The following is a 16,358-nucleotide window of genomic DNA, read 5'->3' on the forward strand; positions in this document are numbered from 1 at the left end:
CAGCCGGCGAGCCGTTGACCAGGTGTTTCGGGGCCAGCTCGGTCTCTACGGGGGCGTGACAAGCGGGTGAGGCCGCAGCCTACCCGCCGGCGTCATCCCTCGCCCCGCGTCGGCAGTCTGACCGGCGGTCGGCCGTGAGCTGATCGACGTGGGGCCAGGCCAGGCGGGATCGCTGTTCGCAGTACCGGCCCGCCCGACAAGATCACAGTTTGGTCGTGAACCTCGGGGCAGGGTCGGTTCGTCATGTTGATGAAGCCTGCTGGCGGGCACGGACGATGCGGGCCGATCAAGGTTCGGCGACGGAAGCAGAGATGACGACATGCAGATGGACCGAACACAGGCATCGGGTTCGGCGGCGCTCCGCTGGCTCCGCGACACGGTCGCCATCGTCGGCGATGCCGAGGGTGGGACGATCGCGGAACTGGCCCGGTCGATCCCTCCGGTCGCCGGCGTTGTAACGGTCGTTGGACAGCTCAGCGGACCGGCGGACTGGCGAGCGGTTGCCGAGTCGCTCCCGATCGCGGTTCCCCCTCGCACCTCGGCGATGCTGGCTGTCGCCGGCGCCGGCTCAGCCGCAGTCGGCGTGGCGGGCCCGGCCCCGGCGGCGGTGGTCGCCGAGCAGCTCGGGTCCGAGGTGCTGGCCCCGGCCGGTAGGCTGCTCCTGGTTCCCGGTGCTGCACTGTTCGCCGTCGAAGGGTTCCGACGGTTCCGCCCGGGGGCAGCGCCGGTTCCCGCCGGGCGGCGGCACCCGGCGCCCGCCTGGGAGGCCGCCATAGATTCTCTCTCGGCGGGCGGCAGCCACGGTCTGACCCGGGTCGCGATCCCGGCCGGCCTGTGGGTCTATCCGCAGCGACCGGATACGACCGCACCGGGACCGGACGATCTGGCCTACGCCATCCCGGTCGATGTGGAGCGGCCGGTCCTGCTGGTCGGGCGCCCCGGTCACCCGACACCTGATGTGGACGAGGTGGCGGCAGTGGTCGACGCCCTCCCGGTCGAGCTCCGTACCCGCCTGATCGTCGTGCCCTACGGCCCCGGAGCGATGGTCTGCCGAGAGCTGACCCGGACACTGTGTGACCGCTGGCGCGGCACCGTCACGATGGCTACCGGTCTGCCGACGCTGGACACGGCTGGCCGGACGGTGGCGATCGCTGTCGACGCCGAACCGGCACGCTGCTGGCCGCAACCCGTCCGCCAGATTGTCTTCCCGCCGTCCGGGGTGCCTCGGGTGATAGGGCCGGTCGAGGCGCTCGCCAGCCTGGCCTCTGCTGGATCCGCTCCGGCCGAGACCACCATCTACCGGTGGAACGAGCGATGGGTGGTCGAGGCCGTACAGTGCGGGTTGTGGGTCCGCCCGCCGTTCGCCGGCCGACACGGTCCGGTGGTGCGTGACCGGCCGTGGAATCCGGGCAGACTGGAAGTCTTCGTCGGAGTGCCCGGCAACCCGCCAGGTGACGACGTCCGGTCGGTGATACACGAACTGTTGGCCCGGCTGCCTGCCGCGGCTCGTCGGCGGGTCGTCATCTCCCCGGTGAAGGTGGCGAGAGACCTGGGGCTGGGCCTCGCACCGAGTAACGACGCGCCCGACATCGTGCTCGTCAACGACGGAACTGAACCGCCCGAGTGGTGGCGGGCCGATCCGCGGCTGTTCTCCGTACTGGTTGGCTCCGCTGCCGGTGACCAGGTGGTGACCCAGGCCGGTGAGGTAGGACCGGGCGAGCTCGGCGAGATCGTCGCGACGCACGATGGATGGGCCGGGCGGCCGATCCTGTTGCTGTCGGCTGATCCGGTGCCACGCGAGTTCTGCCAACGGCTGTCCGACCAGCTCCAGGCAGCGGTGGTCAACGGCGGCCCGCCCAACGGTGACTGGTCAGCAGTCCTGCCCCGGCGGATCGGGCGGGACGAGCCGAGATCGGTTCAGCTCACCGGCGCGTTTCCGTTCCCGGACGACGACCTGACGGCACTGGTCGAGGTGCCGCTGGGAGAATCGGCTCGGGCGGGCCGACCGGCGGACTTCGGTATCCGGTCGACGCTGGACCTACGAGTCAAGCGGGATGCTGCCGGCGAGGTGCATCACCGGGACGCAATGCCTCCGACCACCACGCCCATGCCCGACCCGGTACTCGTGGTCGGTCGGGGCCCGGACGCCGACCGACCGTTCCGATTGTTCGACATCCCGGCCGGAGTGTGGTTCGTAGCCACCGCGGTCGCGACGCAACGGCCGGGATGGGCGCACAGTGGCGTCCGGATCAGGCTGGACGTCGAGCAGATCGACCAGGTGAACCTTCAGTTGCTCGCCAACTACCTCGGTGCCGAGGTCATGGTGCCTGCTGACCGGCTCCACGACCATTCAGGCGGAGACACCGCAGGCCTGTGGCATACGCGATCCCGCTCGCCAGCGGCGCACCGCAGTGATCCGGCGCGGGCGTACGCCGACCTACCTCAGGCCGAGCATCCGGACGTCACGGCCGGCATCCGGTACGCAGTCGCCCTGCGCGGCCTACCAGATCGTGCGGTGCCTGCGGATCCGCCGGTCGCGCGCGCCCTGCTCGAACGGCCGGCACCGGTCTCTCGGCCCGCCGCGGGCGGCGAACAGGCATGGGCCCCTGTCGAGGCGCCGGGCGACCGAGCCGGTCCGGCATCCGGCGGTCCGCTCGTCAACCGTATCCACCAGCGAGCAGATGACGCCGGTCTTGCCGACTCTGAGGCTGACGACGTCACCGAGCAGTCGGCTCATCCGACAGCTGAGGTGATCCCCGCCGGGGTGGCCCCGGCGGAAGTCGAGGCTGGGGAACCAGACGAAGTCGAGTCCGGGCCGGCGGCGGCTATCACCGAGTGTGACGCCGGGAAGCCCGAGGCGCTGGTGACCCCGGGCCCGGCGCGGCAGAAGCCGGTCACCGACCGGCCCCCGGCCTTGATCCCTGTGCCAGTGCCGGCGCTGTCCGCTCCCACGGTACCGCTCCGGGTTTCGGCACCCGCCGAGCAGCCGGCCACACTGCACACCCGGCGGAATGTGCGGGCTGGTCTCGTGGCGGCGGCATTCGTCGCGATCGTGGCGCTAGCCAGCGGTGCTGTGACGCAGCTCCTGGACGCCGACGATGCGGTGGCCGAGCCACCCCCGCCGAATCTGCAGGTGACGACCGCACTGGCACCGACACTGGCGGCCACGCCCGGGGCCGACAGCGTCGGATCGGCTACCCCGCCGATCACCCCGGTCGGGTCGACCCCGGCCATCGCGTCGTCGACGGTTGCAGTCAGCCGGACAGAACCGGCACCGGGTCCGACGACCGCCGGCCCGCCGGCTCCGGTCCGGACGACCGCCCCGGCACCGGCCCCGGTCCGGACGACCGCCCCGGCCACGCCGGTCAGCGGGCGGACGAACTCGGGCGGTCGCAATCTGGCCCTCGGCGCCTCGGCAACCGCATCCAGCATCGAGGGCACGAACTGGGCGGCGAAGCTCGCCGTCGACGGCGACGGGAGCACCCGGTGGAGCAGCGCGTGGCAGGACCCGCAGTGGATCAAAGTTGATCTCGGTGAGAACTGGGTCGTTACCGAGGTACGCCTATCCTGGGAGTCCGCTCACGCGTCGGCCTACCGTGTGGAGTTGTCCCGCGACGGGGTGAACTGGACGACGGTGTTCAGCACCAGCAACGGGACAGGCGGCAGCCTGGTCGTCGATGTGCCGTCGCTCGTTGCCCGCTATGTGCGCATGTACGGCACCTCCAGGTCGGGCACCTACGGGTACTCGTTGTACGAATTGGAGGTACGTTGACGCCGTGGGCTTCATGCTTCTTCTGTTCGGAATAGGCCAATTTGTTTGGGGCTTGTAGAGAGATCTGTGTAACGGATTGAGATGAATATCCGTTATGGCCGGTAGGAGCCGGTCGGCACAGATAGGACAAGTGTGATGACGATGTCGATGATCAACCCGCAGAGGCAGGACCTCCCGGCCGACGAGTGGGGTGGGTTGCGGGAACAGGCCGCCGCGGACGTACCGAGGTTGCCCCTGTCCGCCCTGGTGCTCGATGAGCAGGCGGCGAAGCAGGCCGCGCGGAAGGCGGTCGCGGACCTGGTCGACGAGCAGGCGATGGATGCGGTGTTGGCGCAGGTCAAGGGCGACGGGCTGCGGTTGACGGGGCCGGGTGGGTTCCTGTCGGAGCTGGTCAGGGTCGTCCTGGAGCGGGGGTTGCGGGCGGAGTTGACCGAGCATCTGGGCTACCGGGCGCACGATCCGGGCGGCAAGGGTTCGGGAAACTCGCGTAACGGGCACACGGCGAAGACGGTGCGGACCGAGGTCGGGCCGATCGAGGTGCGGATGCCGAGGGACCGGGCGGGCACGTTCACCCCGGTGCCGCTGCCGAAGAACGCCCGCCGCCTGGGCGGGCTCTCCGATGTGGTCATCTCCCTGTACGCCGGTGGGATGACGGTGCGCGACATCTCCCATCACCTGCACCGGGTGTACGGCACCGAGGTCGGCCCGGACACCATCTCCACCATCACCGACGAAGTTCTGGATGAGGTGAAGGCGTGGCAGCACCGGCCCCTGGACGAGGTGTACCCGATCGTCTACGTGGACGCGTTGATGGGGAAGGTCCGCGACGGCGGGCAGGTGCGCAACAAGGCCTGCTACCTCGTGGTCGGTGTGGGTGTGGACGGGGTCAAGCACGTCCTCGGGATCTGGGTGCAGCAGACCGAAGGCGCCAGATTCTGGATGCAGGTGTGCACCGAGTTGCGTAACCGCGGGGTGCGGGATGTGCTCATCGCCTGCTGCGACGGGGTGACCGGGCTGCCCGAGGCGATCGAGGCCGTGTGGCCGCACACCACCGTGCAAACCTGTGTCGTGCACCTGATCCGGGCGGCGACGCGGTTCGTGTCCTACAAAGACCGGCGGGCGATGGTCACCGCGTTGAAGGAGATCTACACCGCACCCACGGTCGAGGCCGCCGAGACGGCGCTGCTCGGCTTCGCCGACAGCCCGCTCGGGAAACGCTACCCGGCTGCGGTCGCCGTCTGGGAGCGGGCGTGGGACCGGTTCACTCCGTTCCTGGCGTTCCCGCCCGAGGTCCGCCGGATCATCTACACCACCAACGCGATCGAGTCGTTCAACTACCAGATCCGCAAGGTGATCAAGAACCGTGGGCACTTCCCGACCGACGACGCCGTGGTCAGGCTGACCTGGCTGGCCATCGCCGATATCGAGGACAAACGCGCCCGGCAACGGGCCGCCGAGGCCGGCAAGCCCCGCAACCAGGCCCGCCAGGCCCCCGGACGACTCGTCGAAGGCGCCGGCGTCCACGGCTGGAAGCAGGCCCTCAACTCCCTGGACATCTTCTTCCCCGGCCGTATCCCCATCGATGCCCGATAGTTATACAGAATAGGGCGTTACACAGACAATCGGACAGGCTTGTCCTCCGGCGGTACGCACCACCGGCCCGTCCACCATGCAACGCATCCGCGCCACCCTGCGCAAGGCACTCAACGACGCGATGGCCCGGTCCAACAACCGGCTCATCGACTTCAACCCGGCCAAGCACGTCGAACTCACACCGGCGAAGCAGCCCAAACCCCGGGTGTGGACGGACAGAGCCGTCGCACGGTGGCGCGAGACCGGACAGAAGCCCAGCCCGGTCATGGTGTGGACCCCGCAACAGGCCGGAGCCTTCCTCGACTACGCCCAGGACCACGACATCGCCCTCTACCCGGTGTTCGTAGGCATCATGCACCGAGGCATGCGTCGCGGTGAGGCACTCGGCCTGCGGGACAGCACCGTCGACCTGGACGCCGCCCTCGTCACCGTCGACCTGCAACGCACCACCGTCGGCTACGAAGCGGTCGACAAGAAAGTCAAGTCCGAGGCGGGTAACCGCACCTTCGCCCTCGACAGCTTCACCGCCGCCGCGTGGCGCGCCTACCTCGCCCGCCGCGCCCGCTGGAAGTTGGCCAGCGGCGGCAGCTGGCCGGACACCGGATGGTTCTTCGTCCAACCCGACGGCGAGAAGTGGCACCCGGACACCGTCAGCAAACGCTTCGACAGCCTCGTCCGCGACGCCGGACTGCCCCCGGTCCGGCTGCACGACCTACGACACTGCGCCGCCACCTACCTGAAAGCCTCCGGCGCCGACCTCACCGACGTCAAGGAACTCCTCGGCCACTCCACCATCACCATCACCATCACCATCACCATCACCATCACCAGCAACATCTACACCTCCGTCATCGTCGAACTTTAGGTCGAGCGGGACAAGGCGGAGGCCGCCGCCGCGCTGGTTCCCCGCCGCCGACGCACACAGGCCGCCTGACCGACCCGAACCGCCGACACCACCTCCCAGCCTCCGACCACACCAACCCCCGGACGACCCCAACCCGCGGCTGAGGACACCAGATCGCCCGACGCGTCACCCCCGGTCAGCCGCGACAGCCCCAGACCCGGGCAGCAGACGGGCGGATGCAGAAGCCGCGGCCAGGCGGAGTAGGGTTGGCCCTTGACGGGCCGTTAGCTCAATCGGCAGAGCTGAGGACTTTTAATCCTTAGGTTCTGGGTTCGAGTCCCAGGCGGCCCACCACATGACCTGGGAAAATAGCAATCAATCGATGATTGGCCCACCCTTTATCTGGCCAGATTTGCCGGATATGACCCGCTATGCGGGGAGCACCCAGCGAACACCCAAGACGCCCACGACCACGGTCGGCGTCGACGGCTGCAGCCGGACTGCAGGGTGTGGTACGCAGAGCGGGGGAAGGCCGGCCGGGTGGCCATGCTCGCCGCCGGGTGCAACCCGGCCGTTCCGGGCGGCTTCATGTAGAAGTTCGTCAACTTCCGGCTGCGGTTGGTCGTGGTCGGCGACATCACGGCCGCACCGCTGGCGCGCGCCTTGTCCGCTGGCCCGGTCCTTCAGCAGCTCCAGGTACCGCTCGTCGTCGGGCGTCTTGTTCACGCGGAGAGACGCCAGCCGCTGGGTGCGGAGTCAGTTGGCGACCTGCGCGTCGACGATCGGCGCGGCGTTCGGGTCAGAGATGCCATCGACGGCCGTGGTGAAGAACCGCCACGTGGTGAAGAACGCCCCACCCAGGTACGCGACGGGTCGGCCGTCGGCGTGCGGCCTGGGCCTGACCGCCCACAATCCCGCGCACCGGGCGGGGCTGGTGGACCCGAACGGCCGTGAGCCCGAGGTGCTCGACGCGGCCTGCCGATATGCTGCGGTCGGGCGGCGCGGCACCATCTCCATGTCGATCTCCCGCAAGAGTCGATCGCGCCGCCCCGACCCCTGCCCGGCATCACCCCGGGTCGTTGGTGCTCTGACCGCCGGGTGAGGCAGGTGGGCCGGCGGCCCGTGGCGGTGTACTCGGCGACGGCGCGGCCGGCGGCGGCGACACTGACCCGGGCCAGGACGGCGGGTACGGTGACCAGGCCGGAGTCGGGCGATTCGACAACCGTGATCGGGCCGCCGGGTTCGCGCTCGATGCCCCGCGTGCCGTCCGGGAGCCAGCACACTGCGGCCCGGTTGACGCGCGTGTCGACGTCGATCCGCAGCTGAGCTGGCCCGTCCACGGGGCCGATCCAGATGGTCTGGCCGGTTCCACCGTGGGCCATGATCGACTCAGCCTGGCCGGCGAACAAACTCGGCGGCGCGGCCCGGGTCGGGCAACGGCTCGCGGTGGCCGTGGTAGTCCACCATCACCGCGGCCAAAGGTCCTCCTTCCCCTATATCGGTCGGTCGGGCCGTGTGGCCGGCGGGCGCTGGTGGGCGCGATCGCGGTGGCGGCGCGTCGGGCTGGGGCCGCCGGCATCGGTCTTCTGCCTGGGTCCTGTCGAGCGCGGATGGCCACTCCAGGGGTCCCGCAAGTACGGGCCGTCGTCTTCCTGCTGTCGTGAACTCATCCGCGACCTGGGCTGCGTCCATGGTGGTGATCCGGGTGTGATCGGGTTGCTTCCCTGTCCAGTCCCCCGTAGATGTCGAACGTGGTTGTTTCCGGGAAGGGGTGGGAGTGTCACGTCGACGGCGTACCGGTCGCCGTTGCCGTGCGGGCGGCCGCGGTCGGGTCAGTCGACGAACGGCCGCTCGGGATGCCCGACACCGGTGACGTGGTCGCGACCTCGTGGCCGTGGTGCGGCTCGGTCGCTGGCCTGCGGCCCCGGCAGGCGATGGTGGTGGTTCCAACCTTGTACCTCGTGGGTCTGGTGGGTTGGCGCGTCTGGCTAGCGGCCGAGGCGTCTGGCTGTCTCGTCGGTCAGCGTGTCGGTGAGGTCGTGCAGGAGTGCGAGCGCCGTGTCCGTCTCTGCGGTCGGTGTCAGCGCTTGCACGTATGCCATCACGATCAGGTTCTCGTCGCGGACGAGGTGAGTGATGTCGATCTGGGTGGCTCCGAGGCCACCGCCGGCGGTGGTGCTGTTCGCGTCCAGGTCCTGGACGGTTTCGAATGATAGGCCGCTGTCTTCCCACCAGCCGGTGAGGTCGGCGGTGGTGGTGCCGGGTGTGGTGTCCTTCCACAGGTCGACGTAGCGGGCGGCGTCCTGGTTGTACGCCTCGACCGCGCCTGGCACGTCGTCGTAGACCCGGACCTGTACCCCGCCGACCGGTTCGAATGCGCCGAGTTTGGTGGTGAGACGCCCGTCGGGGGCGTGGGCGACGAAGGCGCAGGCCGCCGACCAGTGGGTCCGGCCCATGGTCGTCAACCCCGAGATCATCCGCGCGGCCCGGGACAGGCTGCCCAACCCCGAGGGCATCGCCAACGCCCGACCACTCGCCCCGCTACTCGAACCAATCACCGACCCCGACCGGCCCGCCCACCTGAACATCCACCGACGCGACCGCCTCGGTGGCATCCTCCACGAGTACGAGCATGCCGCCTGACCTGCCCGGATGTCATTCTCGGCAGGTACACCGTCGAAGGCCAGATCCGCCGCGCCGGCGACAACTTCCGAAGCGCTACCGGCCCCCGGCCAGCCAGCCCCGCAGCGACGCCGGCGCGGACGGCAGACCGTACCGGCCGAGCAGCATCGCCACCATCGGCCCGTCTTCCCAGACCACGCTGTCCACCAACGCGCGAACCGCCGCCTGCTGGGCATCGACGATCCGGCCTGGTCCCGTCGCCCCGGCGTCGCGGCCCCGCCCCGTGGCGTCGTGTTCTGGGAAGGCCGCGTCCAGCAACGCGCCCACCAGTGTGAACCGGTCAGTGCCGGGCACCGTGTCGGCCAGCCGCCGCGCCAGGATCTCGACCCGATCCGTAGCGCTGTCAGAGTCCAGGCGCGCCAGGGTCAGCGCCGCCAGCCCTGACATACCCCCAGCCAGAAACGGCCAGTCCGGCACCGGTTCGGTCGCGTCCAGCAGGCAGGCGTACAACTCCTCGACGAGCGCTCGCGGCGGCCGGGCGGTCAGCCGGGCCACCCCCAGCACCGCCGACCACCGCTCCGCGCGGTTTGGGCCGGCCCGCCGACGCGACAGCGCCTCGACCAATCCGGTGTCGGCCTGGGTGGCACCGCACAGACCGGCGGCTACGCAGGCCGTCGCCGCCACCACCGGGTCCGAATCCCCGGCGATCACGCGCGTCAACGCGGGAACTATCAGGTCGCGCTCCTCAGGGAACCAGGCCAACAGATGCGCGGCGTGCAACCGCACCGCAGGCTCGGGCGACCGCAACGCCGCCACATACACCGCGACACCCGAACGGACCGCGTCGTACGCCTCCAGGTCCCACCGTGCCGCGCACCGATCGGCCTCCACATCCCGGTAGCGGACGGTCGACTCCCGCGCCCGCCGCTCCTCGCCGTCGACAGCTGCGGCCACCCACATCGACTGCTCATGTTCCAACTCCGCCAGCGTCATGGCAGCCTGGCGGTCCACCTCACGCCGAACAGCGGCAATGTCCGGCGACTCGGTCAACCAGTAACTCTCGTCGCCGATCGCGATCATCCGCAGCACCTGGCAGGCGGCGAACCGGTCAGGCGCCGAAGGATCCGCTACAACATCGATCAGAAACTTCGCGGCGACGGCACTTGCCTCGTACCGCGAACCCTGATGCACCAGACGACCCGCCAACGCCCGATACGCCCCACGACGGACCACCGCATCACCCGACCACAACCCGTGCAAAAGCTCAGGAAGATCTTCGGCCGCACCATGGGCGTCCTCAAGCGAGGCCCAGTCCATTCGCCGCAACGCCGCTATCCGCTCAGGCATACACACTCACCACCCACCGAACCACGACTTACCACCGTTTGAACGAACCACTCCACCGCAGCCACGGTTGATCGGCATTTATCGATATTTGCGAGGTCACGCGTCCCAACGGTCGGCTTGTGCATCACAGAGAACGCCGACCCTGAGAACGGCCAGGGAACCGTCCAACACACCCGCACGCTGTTCGGATGTCAACCGGTCACCGCCGGCATACTCCACGGTGGGTGGGTCCATCCGGTGCAGCCACACCGAGCAGTCACCCGTGTCATCCGCATGCCCTCGGCCGTCGGCTATGTATTTGAAGGATCCAAACGACTGGTCATCCGGACTGACCGACAGGACCAACCCAGGACCGGACACCGCATCAATAATGGCGACTGCTGCCGGACCGACATACACTCCAGTAGCACTATCCGCGTATGCTTCACGAGTCAGCTCGAAACCGGCCACGGAAATCATCCGCCGGTATTCGATAGACTCGTTGGTTGACGCCCCACAGGTAGCAACTCCGAGAACCAGCAGCGGAGGCAACAAGAAAGCCATTAATCGTCTCGGGGTCAGCAACTGAATACACCTGACTCACAAATCAGCTGGTCCGAGGCCTGCATATAGCGACCTATTGTTGCGGTATAGGTAGAACCCCTGGGGCCGAACCTCCCTCTACTGCGAGCCGCATTATAGTTATCCGGTCCGATATTATATATACCTGCGGCAACTTGTTGTGGCGTCCAGATGGCCCGCATGCCATCCGGAGCGTTCTTCTCCGCCAGCGCTTGGTAGTCGGCAAGGGCGTAGGCGGTCACCTTGATCGAGAGCGATGGGTCGGCAATGAGGTCAGTCCAGTCAACGGAACCCAGCGCCTCCGGATGGTTTCCCTTAACTTCATTGAAAGTACCTTCCTGAATGTTACCCCATCCGATTGATGGAGGATTGTATCCTTCACCCTTCTTAAACCCAGTTACCCACCCGACGATATTCTTGATCGGACCGTAGACCCCGAGCTTATCGGCCGCAACGGAGAGCAACTGCAACCTCCTGTCGAGCGGGTCCCAGTTCTCAGAGTTTCCAACCTCTGCCATAAGCACGGACAGAACAAGCCTCGGATCGACACCCGCTTCCGCTCCGTATCGCACAGCGTCGACCATCCAGGCGGCCGGACCCCCACATCCGCTGCGATTATCGGAGCCGCCCGAGCAGCGCGACGGGAAGAGTCGTTTGAGGGCCGTCGCCCAGTTGGCGTTCCACTTCGGAGCGAGCGGCGTATTTCCCCAACTTGAAGTGCGGTCGTGCCCACGTTCACACGACTTGATGCTCGAGCAACTCCCCTTCTGGTCGGTGGTCTCGTGTTTTCCACCGCCGCCCGCGTCATCCTCCTGGACGGTATTGGTGGCGAGGGGCCTGAGGCCGTCGGGGTCACTCATGGTGATGGGGTTGTTGTTGGCGTAGGAGTAGCCGTTCCATTGTTGGGGGTCGCCCATGTCCTGGATGGGGTCGACGCTGATGAACTGGCCGGTGGTGGGGTCGTAGTCGCGTGCGCCGAGGCGGGTGAGGCCGGTGGTGGTGTTTTCGGTTTTGCCGAGGAAGCCGCGGTTGTCGGGTGGGGTGGTGGTAGCGCCTCGTGGTGCGCCGTAGGGCGTGTACTGGCGCCAGGTCGGGGTCTGGGCGGTGTTGTCGAGGTAGAGGGTGGGTGTTCCTTGGCGGTCGGTGATGGCGAAGGTGTAGTTGGTGCCGGTACCGGTGCGGATGCAGACGGTTCCGCCGGGGAGTGCGTAGTAGCGGGCGCCGGTGACGGCCTGGGTGGTGGTGTTGAGGGTGTGTTGCTGGCCGGGGAGGTAGAGGGTGGTGGCGCCGGGGTCCTTTTGGAGGAGCAGGTTGCCGTCGGCGTCGTAGAGGAAGATGCTGTCGCCGGTGGTGCTGCCGTCGATTGCGGCGAGTTGTCCGGCGTCGTTCCAGGTCAGGGTCTGGTTGCCGCCGCCCGCGTCGCGGCTGGTCATGTTGCCGGCGTCGTCGTAGCCATAGGCGTGGCTGGTGGTGGTGGCTCCGGTTGTGGTGGTGCCGGTGAGGGTGTGTGGTTGTCCGGCGCCGTTGCCGTCGCGGGTGTAGGTGGTGGTGGTGTCGGAGCCGCCGCTGGTCGAGTAGCGGGTTTGTTCGGTCCGGTTGCCGATCAGGTCGAACTGCCAGCTGGTCCAGTAGGCGCTGGACGGGCCGAGGTTGCTGCCGACGGTGCTGCGGCTGGTGGGGGTGGGGGTGGCGGCGCAGTCGTCGGTGGCGGTCCATGCCTGGGTGAGGCGCTGCAGGTCGTCGTACTCGAAGCACTGGGTTTCTGAGGTGCTTGTCGAGGCGAGCCGGGTGGAGGTCTGTCGGGTGACGTTGCCGTACGGGTCGTACTGGTAGTGCTGCCGGTCGATTTCGGCGGGTGTGGCCGCGGCGCGGGTGACGAGTTGTTGGGTGAGGCGGCCGGTGTGGTCGTCGTAGCTGTTGGTGATGTAGGCCCAGTTGGGTGAGGTGCCGATGGTGACCTGGTTGGTTCGTGCCCAGGCGTCGTAGGAGGTGCCGTCGGCGTAGCCGGCGAGACCGCCGACGACGCTGGGGAGGTCGAAGCCGCCGGTGTAGAAGTGGTTGACGGTTTCGGCGGGCAGGCCGCCTCGGCCGGGGTACACGCTGCGGCCCAGCAGGCCGGTGGTGGTCGTGTAGACGTAGGCGAAGGTGTAGGCGCCGGCGAGGAGGCCTTCGGCGGTGGGGATGGTGACGGTCTGGCCGATCGGCTTGCCGAACACGTTGAACCCGCGTTGCTGCGTCGTGTACGGGTTGCCGTCCCAGTAGGCGGTGGTGGTGGTGAGTTGCCCGATCGGGTACCGCATGTTGGGGATGGCGTTGTTGGCGTTGTCGTACACCCAGGACGCGAGTTGGTTGGCCGGTGTCTGGGAGGCGATGGTGGCGGCGTACCTGCCGGTCTTGCGGTTGAGCGCGTCGTAGGTGTGTGAGGTGGTCCTGCCCCGGGAGTCGGTGGACTGGAGCAGGTTGCCGTTGCCGTCGTAGGTCATGCCGGTGGTGGTGCCGGCGTCGGGGTCGGTCCTGGCGGTGACCTGCCCGAGCAGGTTGTAGGTCGACGTCCACATGTTGCCGTCGGTGTCGGTGACGCGGTGTTGGTTGCCGTGGCCGTCGTAGCCGTAGGTGGAGGTGACCGGGGTGCCGCCGGTGACGGTGAACACGCCGCTGAAGGTGTCGGCGGGCGTGTTGAGGGTGGGTGGGGTGCTGTATTCCAGGAGCTGGCTGGTGCGTCCGAGGGGGTCGGTCACGGTGGTTCTGACGGTGCCGCCCTCGGGTGGGATGACGGTGGTGCGGTCGCCGTTGTGGACGGTGGTGGTCCGGGAGACCTCCAGGCCGTTCCTTGAAGCTGTCGAGGGCGAAGGTGCGGTTACCCGCCTCGGACTTGACTTTCTTGTCGACGGCGGCGTAGCCGACGGTGGTGCGCTGACACCCCCGAACCGATGCGTGTGGGCTGTGGCGAACATCCGCCGCGCTCACAGACGCTCACAGGCGTCGACCAGAGTCTCGGCTGCGGCCTCGGTCGTGCTGTGGCCGGTCTGAAGCCCGTGCCCGGGGTGTCGCGGCTCCCCGAGAACCGGTCTGCGGCGGTCCGGCCGGTCGGCCCCGGGTGGTGGCCGGCGTTGCCGCGGATGCCGGGGCGGCCCTGACCGCGGTGTGCGACGGGCGGGAGTGGTCGGGCGTTGTCAGCGGGACGGGTGTCCGGTGGACCAGGCTTTTCCGGCAGGGACAATCCGATCTCCGGGACCGTCAAGTCGTAGGTCCTCCGTCAGGTGATGAACTGGAAAATCTTGCCGTTCTCCAGCGGTTGTGGGGTGCCGGTAAAGCGGTGAACGCCGACGGAGAACAGCACGTCGTCGGGAGCGGTGAAAGCCTGTTCGGAGAACCCTGCGTCGGTCAGCCACCTTCGGACAGCCGGTGTCAGGTCGAGGGCTCGTCGTGTCCTGGTCCAGATCACCGTGGCGTCGGCGGCGCAGAGCTGCGGCAGCGCGTGAATGGTGGTGTGGGCGTCGGCGTCGCTGATGTTGCCCAGGACGCCGGCCATGATGACCAGGTCGGCGGGCACCGCCTGCCGGTATGAGGCGAGGTCACCGGCATCGGCCTGCGCGACGGTCACCCTGTCGAGGTTCTCGGCGATTGCTCGGGTCCGGGCCGCGGCGACGTTGCGCGGTTCGTACTCGATCAGCGTTGTACTGACTCGCCTGGCGTCCGGGCGCGACGCGAGCACGGGCAGAATGTCGTGACCTTGGCCGGCGCACATGCTGACCACGGACACCGGTTCGCCAGGTCGCTCATCGAGCCACGCGGCGATGTGCTGCTGGACCAGCCTCAGCCGGCGTGCCAGGGGCGAGCCGGGATCGGTGTAGGGGTTGTGCCAGGCGTACCAATCCTTGCCGTCGTTCATGAAGGTGAGCCTGCCAGGGTCAGCCCGCGCGGCGGCGGGTGTGGGCATGCCGAGCATGGGAAGGCTTTGTCGGGGTGGTAGAGCTGTCCTGTTGCGAGGCAGTGGCGCAGGCAGCCGAGGAGCCGGTTGAACAGGTGGCGTAGTGCGGCGGGATGGCGGTCGCCGTGGTCGCGGTGGCGCTGGTAGTGCTGTGCTGCTTGGTGGGTTCGACGTGGGTGGCGGCGACGAAGGCCCAGAGATAACCGGCAGCGGCGAGCCAATCGTTCTTCATCTTGCGGTGGGTGATGGAGGTGCGCGCCCGGACGCGCGGGTGACCGGGGCCGCGCCGGCATAGGCCTTCAGAGCGCGGGCATCGGCGAACCGGGCTCGGTATACCGTCAATCCGGGCCAGATTTGTCGGATATGAGCCGCTACGCGGGGAGCGCCCAGCGAACACCCAAGGCGTCACGGCCTGCAAGGTAGCGTGAGATCAACTTACCGACCCTGTCCGTCGAACCGGGTCGACCCAACTGCAAAACGGGCGAAGCTGATGGGTGAAGCGGAGCTACCGCTGGAGCGCGTCCGTTTCAATCCCCGCCGACTGCTCGGGCTGCGTCTGGCGGCGACGGCGCTTGAGGATCATGTCCCGCACAGTACGGCGCAGGTCCGGTGGGATCAGCCAGATCTGGGCGAACGTGAAGTAGTCCAGCGCGCCCGGCTGCCCGTACCGGCGCGCCTCACGCAGCAGTGTCGCGAAGACCTTGCCACTGCGGGTCGGTGCCGCCATCGAGCTGATCACGCTCATTGTGAGCGCGGCGTACGCGCGGGGCGTCATCAGCGGACGGCTGCGCCGCAGCCACTCGAACTGTGCCTGCCACGGCGAGTCCAGGCTGATCCGTGGCCGGTCTTCGTCCTGATGCCAGATGACCAACGGCTCGTCGGCGAAGGTGAGCGCGACGTCGTCGTGACTCAGCGCGCGCAGCGACCAGTCGAGCTCCTGCATCCGGGGCACCGTCGGATCGAACGGCACCCGGCGGAACAGCTCGGTCGGGGCCATGATCGTCGACGTCTGGATGAAGCCGTCGCCGTGGAACAGTCCGCGCCGGACGGTGAAGTACTCGCTCGGCGGCTCACCCGGATCCGGTAGCCGCCGGGGGATCACGAACTCGGCCCGTGGGGTCCGGTTGACCAGCCGGCTGGCGACGATCGGCAGCGGCGCGGACGCCTCGCGGGCCGCGCCGAGCTGGGCGGCGAGCTTGTGGGGCAGCCATTCGTCGTCGTCGTCGAGCAGCGCCACCCAGGGTGCGCGGGCCTGTCGTACCCCGGCGTTGCGGGCCGCCGGTGCGCCGCCGCTGGCTGGCAGCTCGACTACCCGCAGCCGGGCGTCGGCGACCGCGTCGAGCGCGGATCGGGTCGCCGCATCGGGCCCGTCAACCACGACGATCACCTCGATGTCCTCGACGCTCTGCGCGAGGGCGCTGTGAGCGGCGCGGGTCACGAGGTCCGGGCGGTTGCGCGTCGGGATGACCACGCTGACGGCTGGGGTATCGGACATCACGCCTGACGATGGCGACCGTGGGCGACCATTGGGTGAATTCTGGGTAGTCATCATCCGTACGGGTCGGGAACACCCTCGGCAACCGGACGACGCACCGGCACCGACCCGGCATCCGGCACCGGCACCCGGCCTGTCGAGGCCCGAGGAGCGGGCCGGGCCGGCATCGTCTCCTGGCTAGACTCCGGCCGCA

General features: G+C 68.5%; 12 protein-coding genes and 1 tRNA gene. 5 read left to right on the forward strand and 8 right to left on the reverse strand.

Translation table 11 applies throughout. From position 1 onward, the window contains the following. The first annotated feature begins 325 nt into the window (after positions 1-325). The 4 genes from O7553_RS26050 (at position 326) to O7553_RS26065 (ending at position 6,563) form a co-directional block, all read left to right on the forward strand. Entirely contained in the window at positions 326-3,772 is a 3,447-nt protein-coding gene (locus O7553_RS26050) for a discoidin domain-containing protein (protein WP_281552222.1), read from the forward strand. Positions 3,773-3,907: 135 nt separating this feature from the next. After that, positions 3,908-5,365 carry an IS256 family transposase gene (locus O7553_RS26055; RefSeq protein ID WP_281552223.1) on the forward strand — a complete coding sequence of 486 codons (1,458 nt, stop codon included), beginning with the start codon at positions 3,908-3,910 and terminating at the stop codon, positions 5,363-5,365. 76 nt (positions 5,366-5,441) lie between these two features. After that, complete coding sequence (locus O7553_RS26060) at positions 5,442-6,230, forward strand: site-specific integrase (protein ID WP_281552224.1); 789 nt, start codon at positions 5,442-5,444, stop codon at positions 6,228-6,230. 257 nt (positions 6,231-6,487) lie between these two features. Further along, positions 6,488-6,563 (forward strand) — tRNA-Lys (locus O7553_RS26065). A gap of 402 nt (positions 6,564-6,965) precedes the next feature. Here the strand turns inward: O7553_RS26065 and O7553_RS26070 are convergent. Beyond that, positions 6,966-7,226, reverse strand: coding sequence for a hypothetical protein (locus O7553_RS26070; RefSeq protein WP_281552225.1), 261 nt, complete (start codon positions 7,224-7,226; stop codon positions 6,966-6,968). A gap of 971 nt (positions 7,227-8,197) precedes the next feature. Next, positions 8,198-8,665, reverse strand: a complete 468-nt coding sequence (locus tag O7553_RS26075) for a hypothetical protein (RefSeq protein WP_281552226.1) — start codon at positions 8,663-8,665, stop codon at positions 8,198-8,200. Between O7553_RS26075 and O7553_RS26080 the strand changes: the two genes are divergently transcribed. Next, complete coding sequence (locus O7553_RS26080; RefSeq protein ID WP_281552227.1) at positions 8,664-8,852, forward strand: hypothetical protein; 189 nt, start codon at positions 8,664-8,666, stop codon at positions 8,850-8,852. The two genes, O7553_RS26075 and O7553_RS26080, sit on opposite strands and share 2 nt — an antisense overlap. Positions 8,853-8,927: 75 nt before the next feature. Here O7553_RS26080 and O7553_RS26085 read toward each other — a convergent pair whose 3' ends face one another. From O7553_RS26085 to O7553_RS26110, 6 genes are all read right to left on the reverse strand, one after another. After that, positions 8,928-9,911 carry a HEAT repeat domain-containing protein gene (locus O7553_RS26085; RefSeq protein ID WP_281552228.1) on the reverse strand — a complete coding sequence of 328 codons (984 nt, stop codon included), beginning with the start codon at positions 9,909-9,911 and terminating at the stop codon, positions 8,928-8,930. A gap of 363 nt (positions 9,912-10,274) precedes the next feature. Further along, positions 10,275-10,628, reverse strand: a complete 354-nt coding sequence (locus O7553_RS26090; RefSeq protein WP_281552229.1) for a hypothetical protein — start codon at positions 10,626-10,628, stop codon at positions 10,275-10,277. Between the two features lie 107 nt (positions 10,629-10,735). Then, complete coding sequence (locus tag O7553_RS26095) at positions 10,736-13,477, reverse strand: RHS repeat-associated core domain-containing protein (RefSeq protein WP_281552230.1); 2,742 nt, start codon at positions 13,475-13,477, stop codon at positions 10,736-10,738. 518 nt (positions 13,478-13,995) lie between these two features. Then, positions 13,996-14,631 (reverse strand): class I SAM-dependent methyltransferase, encoded by a 636-nt coding sequence (locus O7553_RS26100; RefSeq protein WP_281552231.1) that lies wholly within the window; start codon positions 14,629-14,631, stop codon positions 13,996-13,998. Positions 14,632-14,650: 19 nt separating this feature from the next. Continuing rightward, positions 14,651-14,902, reverse strand: a complete 252-nt coding sequence (locus O7553_RS26105; protein WP_281552232.1) for a hypothetical protein — start codon at positions 14,900-14,902, stop codon at positions 14,651-14,653. A 273-nt stretch (positions 14,903-15,175) separates the two neighbouring features. Continuing rightward, the gene (locus tag O7553_RS26110; protein WP_281552233.1) at positions 15,176-16,165 is read right to left on the reverse strand and encodes a glycosyltransferase family 2 protein; all 990 of its coding nucleotides are present in this window, start codon (positions 16,163-16,165) and stop codon (positions 15,176-15,178) included. Positions 16,166-16,358: the final 193 nt, after the last annotated feature.

It is taken from the genome of Solwaraspora sp. WMMA2059 (genome assembly GCF_027497315.1).
GTDB lineage: Bacteria > Actinomycetota > Actinomycetes > Mycobacteriales > Micromonosporaceae > Micromonospora_E.